This window comes from Kitasatospora phosalacinea, from assembly GCF_000716545.1.
GTDB classification, from domain to species: Bacteria; Actinomycetota; Actinomycetes; order Streptomycetales; family Streptomycetaceae; genus Kitasatospora; species Kitasatospora phosalacinea.
On sequence record NZ_JNWZ01000007.1, the window covers coordinates 124991 to 131345 of the forward strand.

At 73.7% G+C, this 6355-nt stretch carries 8 protein-coding genes and 1 pseudogene; 5 read left to right on the plus strand and 4 right to left on the minus strand.

Annotated elements, in window-relative coordinates:
* The first annotated feature begins 13 nt into the window (after positions 1–13).
* A complete protein-coding gene (locus OO48_RS05690; RefSeq protein ID WP_051731770.1) occupies positions 14–454 on the plus strand; it encodes a group I truncated hemoglobin in 441 nt (146 codons plus the stop codon).
* A 70-nt stretch (positions 455–524) separates the two neighbouring features.
* Here OO48_RS05690 and OO48_RS05695 read toward each other — a convergent pair whose 3' ends face one another.
* Positions 525–1982: a DHA2 family efflux MFS transporter permease subunit gene (locus tag OO48_RS05695; RefSeq protein WP_033213219.1), complete on the minus strand. Its 1458-nt coding sequence runs from the start codon at positions 1980–1982 to the stop codon at positions 525–527.
* 181 nt (positions 1983–2163) lie between these two features.
* Between OO48_RS05695 and OO48_RS05700 the strand changes: the two genes are divergently transcribed.
* Complete coding sequence (locus tag OO48_RS05700) at positions 2164–2649, plus strand: MerR family transcriptional regulator (RefSeq protein ID WP_081951933.1); 486 nt, start codon at positions 2164–2166, stop codon at positions 2647–2649.
* 104 nt (positions 2650–2753) lie between these two features.
* Here OO48_RS05700 and OO48_RS05705 read toward each other — a convergent pair whose 3' ends face one another.
* The 3 genes from OO48_RS05705 to OO48_RS05715 form a co-directional block, all read right to left on the minus strand.
* Positions 2754–3518 (minus strand): cyclase family protein, encoded by a 765-nt coding sequence (locus OO48_RS05705; protein ID WP_033213220.1) that lies wholly within the window; start codon positions 3516–3518, stop codon positions 2754–2756.
* Complete coding sequence (locus OO48_RS05710; protein ID WP_033213221.1) at positions 3515–4333, minus strand: SRPBCC family protein; 819 nt, start codon at positions 4331–4333, stop codon at positions 3515–3517. The genes OO48_RS05705 and OO48_RS05710 overlap by 4 nt, the downstream gene beginning before the upstream one ends.
* 67 nt (positions 4334–4400) lie before the next feature.
* Complete coding sequence (locus OO48_RS05715; protein WP_051731771.1) at positions 4401–5318, minus strand: NAD(P)H-binding protein; 918 nt, start codon at positions 5316–5318, stop codon at positions 4401–4403.
* Positions 5319–5534: 216 nt separating this feature from the next.
* On the opposite strand from OO48_RS05715, the gene OO48_RS05720 reads away from it, so the two are divergent.
* From OO48_RS05720 to OO48_RS41130, 3 genes and pseudogenes are all read left to right on the plus strand, one after another.
* On the plus strand, positions 5535–5930 hold the full coding sequence (locus OO48_RS05720; RefSeq protein WP_033213222.1) for a lipocalin-like domain-containing protein: 396 nt from the start codon (positions 5535–5537) through the stop codon (positions 5928–5930).
* Entirely contained in the window at positions 5923–6216 is a 294-nt protein-coding gene (locus OO48_RS05725; protein ID WP_157845384.1) for a DUF6059 family protein, read from the plus strand. The genes OO48_RS05720 and OO48_RS05725 overlap by 8 nt, the downstream gene beginning before the upstream one ends.
* A pseudogene (locus OO48_RS41130) lies at positions 6174–6355 on the plus strand (methylmalonyl-CoA carboxyltransferase); the annotation flags it as partial. The gene OO48_RS05725 and the pseudogene OO48_RS41130, both read left to right, overlap by 43 nt.

Sequence of the window (6355 nt, forward strand, 5' to 3'; positions counted from 1 at the left end):
AGGAGCAACGGCAATGACCGAGCAGGACCAGACCCCGTCCCTGTACGAGCGGCTCGGCGGCGCCATGGGCATCGCCGCGATCATGGACGTGCTGACCGACCGGCTCTACGAGAACGCCTCGGCGAACCTGAACCCGTACGTCGCCAAGATGCACGAGGTCAACTCGCGGCCCGGCTTCAAGTGGATGGTCACCGCCTGGTCGATCGAGGAGACCGGCGGCCCCAAGGTCTACCCCGGCCGGAACATGGTCGACGCGCACGCGGACATGGTCTCCAGCCACTTCGACTTCGACGTGGTGGCGCTGGAGATCGCCGCCACCCTGAGCTTCTGCGGGGTGCCCCCCAAGGAGGCCAAGGAGTACCTGGCCATCATCGAGAGCTACCGCGCCGACGTGCTCACCCACTCCATCGGCAAGCCCGGCGGCGCCGACTCGCTGGAGCGCCCCCAGGACTGACCGCCCGCGCACGCACCGCTGCCCCGGACTCGGTACCGAGTCCGGGGCAGCGGTGTTCCGGGTGCCGCGATCAGCTCCGCACGGGGGTTGCGGGCTTCACGGCGGCGCCCTGGTCCAGTTCCTCGAACAGCGCGGCGGCCCGCTCGGCCGTGCCGCGCGCCCAGGCGCCGGTGCTGACGAAGCCCAGGGTGAGGATCACCGCCCCGATGCCGAACAGCATCCACCACACGCCCTGTTCGGCGTGGGTGTAGGCCGTCCCGCCGGTCGCGACGGTGGAGCCGACGATCGTGCCGGCGATCGCCACGCCCAGCGTGGTGCCGGTCTGCCGGCCCGCCGAGGCCAGCGAGGTCGCCACGCCGGCCATCGAGCGCGGCATGCCGGAGACGGCGCTGTTGGTGATCGGCGGGTTGATGGTGCCCTGGAAGACGCCGATCAGCAGGAAGACGCCCAGCAGCGCCAGGATCGGCGTCCCGGGCCCGATCAGCAGGGACAGCAGGCCGGCCAGCGCCAGCGCGCTGCCCGAGACCACCAGCGGCAACCGCGGGCCGCGCCGGCCCACCAGCTTGCCGGTGCGCGGCGACAGCACCACGATCAGCACGCCGACCGGCAGCATGCACAGGCCCGCCTTCAGCGCCGACATCCCGCGCAGGTCCTGCAGGTACAGCGTGGTGACGAACAGGAAGGCGCCGAAGGCGCACAGCGCGCCGAACGCCATCAGGATCGCCGAGCTGAACGGGGCGCTGCGGAACAGCCGCAGCTCCAGCAGCGGGTCCGTCCGGCGCGGCTCGTACACCAGCAGGCCGATCAGCGCGAGCACCGCGACCACCAGCAGCGTGACGATCAGCGGCGAGCCCCAGCCGGACTTGGTCGACTGGATGATCGCGTACACCACGCTGGCCAGCACCAGGATCACCAGCAGCTGGCCGACCGGGTCGACCCGGCGGGCCCGCGGGGCCCGGGACTCCGGTACGAACAGCGCGGTCATCACGATCGCGCCGATCACGATCGGCACGTTGATCCAGAAGATCGAGCGCCAGCCCAGGCCGTCCACCAGCGCACCGCCGAGGATCGGTCCGAGGGCCAGGGACAGGCCGGACATCGAACCGAACACGCCGATCGCCCGGGCCCGCTCGGCGGGGTCGGTGAAGGTGGTGGCGATGATCGCCATGGCCACCGGGTTGAGCATGGTCCCGCCGACCGCCTGCAGCGCCCGCGCGCCGATCAGCCAGCCGATGCCGGGGGCCACGCCGCACAGCAGCGAGCCGATGCCGAAGGCGGCCAGGCCGATCAGGAAGACCTTGCGCCGGCCGATCCGGTCGGCGGTCGAGCCGGCCAGCAGCAGGAAGCTGGCCAGCACCAGGGTGTAGGCGTCGACCGTCCACTGCAGGCTCGACACCGAGGCGCCCAGGTCGTGGCGGATGGTCGGCAGGGCCACGTTGACGATGGAGATGTCCATCACGACGACGATCATGCTGGCGCAGCAGATGGCCAGCACCAACCGGCGTCGCCGTTGGTCGAGTTCGGGCATGGGGAAGGGTCCAATCGTTCGGGACGGACGGGCGGCGGCCGGGAACGGCGGCCACCGCCGACGGCAGGGGTTCCTGCCGACCGGGGGTCACGGCCGGGACGGGGGGATCGCTGACGTCGCGTCAGAACCCGCGGAGAGAACCCGTTGAGGCGTTCATGGATACGACGGTACAATTTAGAGCGTGCTCGAAATCAAGCCCTCGCGGCAGAAGCCGAAGCAGCAGACCGAGCCCCTCCCTCCGGCGGTGCCCCCCGCGGGCCTGACCATCGCCGAGGCCTCCCGCCGTACCGGCGTCAGCGTCCACACGCTGCGCTACTACGAGCGGGCCGGCCTGGTGGTCACCGTCGTGGACCGCACCCCCGGCGGGCGGCGCCGCTACCACCAGCAGGACCTCGACTGGATCCTGATGTGCACCAAGCTGCGCGCCACGGGCATGCCCATCAAGACCGTCCACCGCTACGCCCAGCTGGTCGCCGCCGGGCACGGCAACGAGGAGGAGCGGCTGGCCCTCATGGAGGACCACCGCGCCGAGGTCGCCGCCCGGCTCGACGAGCTGCGGCAGAACCTGAAGCTCATCGACCACAAGATCGACGTCTACCGCGGCCGGCTGGCCGCCGGCGAGGCCGAACAGCTGTGGGCCCCGGAGGGCCGGGCCAAGGCCGGCTGACCGGCCCCGCGCCCGGCTCCCCGGGGCCCGTCGGGCCCCGCGGAGCGGGGTTCGCTCGTGCGCCCGCCGCGGCCCCCGGGGCCGCGGCGGGTCCTCCGGGGCCGTCAGGCCGCGTCGGGCTCCTCGACGATCGCCACCACCCGGCTCCAGGCCGCGCCCAGCCCGGCCAGCCGGACGGGGAAGCAGGCCACCGTGAAGCCGTGCGCGGCGGGCAGCTCGTCCAGCCGGGCGAGCTTCTCCAGCTGGCAGTACGCCCGCTCCCGCCCGTACAGGTGGGCCGGCCACAGCACGCCGTTGTCGCCGCTCGCCCGGTAGTCGCCCAGCATCGAGGCGAACGGCCGGTCGAAGCCCCAGGCGTCGATGCCGATCACCCGGGCGCCGCGCTCCACCAGCCAGGCGGTGGACTCCCGGGTCATCCCGGGGTGGTCGGTCCGGTACGCCTCGGTGCCCCAGAGCCGGTCGGCGCCGGTCCAGATCAGCGGGATGTCGCCGGGCCGCAGCTCGTAGGACTCCTTGGCGAGGGCGTCCTCCAGGTCGGCGGCGGTGATCCCGACCCCCGGCGGCACGTGCCGCACGTCGATCCGGACGCCCGGCGCGAAGCACCACTCCAGCGGGACCTGGTCGATCGCGTCGGCCGGCCGGCCCCCGCTGACCAGGCCGTAGTGCAGCGGCGCGTCCATGTGGGTGCCGGTGTGGGTGGTCAGGGTGACCGTCTCGTTGGAGATCGCCTCACCCTCCGGGAAGTCCTCCGGGCGCAGCCCCAGCGCGGCCGGCGCGGAGGCGTGGTCGAGCACGCTCACCTCCACCGGGGTGGCCTCGCTCGGACCGTCCAGCACCGGCACGCTCAGGTCGATCAGCCGCCGCCTCACGCAGCCGACCCGGCTTCCTTGGCACGCCGCTCGGACTCCTGGCGCACCGCGTCCAGGTCGGCGTGGCTGTTGCGCTCCACCGCGGCCCGCAGCAGTTCGGTGGCCTTCTCCTGGCTCGGCACCTGCTCGGTGGGCCGGGCCGCGAAGTCGTGCGTGATGACCAGCTGGGTGCGGTGCTCGTCCAGCGGCAGGGCCCGCCAGTCGCCGCCCATGAACTCCACCATCGGCGCGTTGTCCAACTGCCGGTAGGAGATGGTGCGGCGGGCCCGGTCCAGGTCGCGCCGGGTCACCCAGCTCTGCCGCTGGCCGCTGACGTCGACCACCAGGCGGGCGATCTGGTGGGTCTCCGACTCCTCCAGCAGGACCGAGGCCTCGGTCGGCGGGAACAGCTTCGCGTAGCCGCCGATGTCGGCCAGGACCTCGTAGACGACGTCCGCGTTCGCCTCGACGGTGACGGTGTGCTCGGTGTGGTACATCGTGCTCCCTCCGCTGCCGGACGGCAGCATCTCCTCGTGGTTGGCGTACGCGGCCTCGTAGTCGAGCCTGCCGCGCCACTTCGCGATGAACTCGTGCACCCCGGGGCGCTCGGAGAACGCCTGCAGGGTCGCCACGTCGGCGCAGGAGAACTGCGCGACGTGGGTGGCGGTCATGCCCTTGGCGTGCTCGTCGACCGGCAGCAGCACGTGCGGGCGCCAGCCGAAGCCGGACACCAGCCCGGAGTCCAGCGCCAGGTCGCGCAGCCCGTCGAAGAACGCCCGGACCTCCTCCTCGTCCGCCTGTGCCGGGAACCGGTAGACCAGTGTGTGCACGATCATGACTGCCTCCGAGAGGTGGGACCGGCGGACTGCCGCCCGGGCTCCACCGACGCTAGGAACCCCACCTCTAGGAACCCTCAACGACCGCTCGACCAGCCCCGCCGGGCACCTCCTCGACCGCGGGCCGCAGCACCTGCGCGCACCAGGACCGGAAGGTGGTGGGCGAGGCGGTCAGCGCGGTGCGCGGCTCGGCGCCGTCCAGGCCCGCGTTCTTCGCCTCCAGCATCTCCACGGTGGCCGCCGCCATCTGCGCCGACAGGCCCGCCCCGGTCAGCACCGCCCGGAACCGTTCCGCCGACACCTGCCGGTAGCGCACCGGACGGCCCAGCACCTCGGTGGCGATCGCCGCGATCTCCCGGAACGACAGGTCCTCCGGGCCCAGCACCGGCACGCTCCCCGATCCCCGCCACTCCTCGTCCAGCAACAGCCGCACCGCGGCCCGCGCCACGTCCCGCGCCGCCACCGTGGGCAGCCGCAGGTCCGCCTCGATCACCGAGCAGAACTCGCCGTGCGCCCGGATCGCCCCCGCCTGCTGGAGCAGGTTCTCCATGAACGCGGGCATCGCCAGCGCCCGGTACGCCACCCCGGTCGAGGCGATCAGCCGGTCCACCTCCAGCGAGGCCGTCACCAGCCCCGCCGGCCCGGTGAAGTGCGCGCCCAGCGCCGAGACCCCCACCACCCGCTCCACCCCGTGCCGGACCAGCGCCGTGCAGGCCGGCCGGGTGAACCCGGAGAACGCCGCCCGCGGGTCGGTCGCCCGGACGTCCGGCGGCACCAGCCAGAACACCGACCGGGCCCCGGCGAACGCCCGGTCCACCACCTCCGGGTCGCCGTGCGAGCCCCGCACCACCTCCACCCGCCCGCGCACCCCGGCGGGCAGCCGCCCCGGGTCGCGCACCACCACCCGCACCGGCCGCTCGGCCGCCAGCAGACCGGACAGGACCAGGCGCCCCACGGCGCCGGTGGGAGCGGTGACGACGATCACGGGACTCTCCTCGGTGGCTCGGACCGGCCGGCGCCGCGGGCCGCGCCGCCGACGGCCGAGAACCGTCCCACGCCCGGCTGGAGCCCGCCTGGAGGCAGCCTCGACGCCACTCGCCCGCGCGGCGCGGCTTGAGCGGCCTTCTAGCCCGTCGCGGCATGGTGCTGGGCACGGGCGGACGGCACGTGCCACCGCAGGGACGGAGAGCGGGGATCGCTGATGGCGAGTGAACAGGACCTGGTCGGAGCCTGGCGGCTGATCGCCCACTACTACCTGGAGGAGGACGGCAGCACCAGCGAGGGCCCGCTCGGCGACGCCGCCGCCGGGCTGCTGATCTACCACCAGGACGGCTACATGGCGGCCAGCCTGATGCGCACCCGCCCCGCCGCCGGGGCCGAGACCTACCTCGGCAGCGCCGACGACTTCCTGAGCTACTCCGGACGCTGGCAGGTGCGCGGCGACACCGTGGTCCACCAGGTCTCCATCGGCTCGCACGCCCGGGTCGTCGGCACCGAGCAGGTCCGCGAGGTCGTCCTCCGGGACGGCGAGCTGCGCCTGCAGCGGAGCCTGGGCGGCCCGCACGCCCACGTGGTCATGGACTGGCGGCGTGCCTGAGCACCCGCCCGCCGGTCGGCGCCGGACGACCGGACGGGAACGACGCGCCGCGTGCGGGCGCCTGCTGGCCCCGGTGGGCTCCTTCCTCAAGGCGGGCCTGATCGCCGTCGGCTGGATCTGGGCGGCCTACCCGCTCCACCCCTACGCCCAGGAGCTGCTCGAACCGGTCCTCGAGGAGCCGCCGACGGGCCACCCCGAACGGCTCGCCCCCGACGACCCGCCCACCCCCGAGGAGCGCGCCCTGTGGCGCGACCTCGGCCGCCTCACCGCCAGGTTGCTGCCGTGACCGCCGGCGGTGACGCCCGTAGTCGGGTCGCCGAGTTGCACGAGCTGCGCGAGCAGGTCCGCCGGGGGCCGAGCGAGAAGGCCACCGAGGCGCAGCACGCGAAGGGCAAGCTGACCGCGCGTGAGCGGATCGAGCTGCT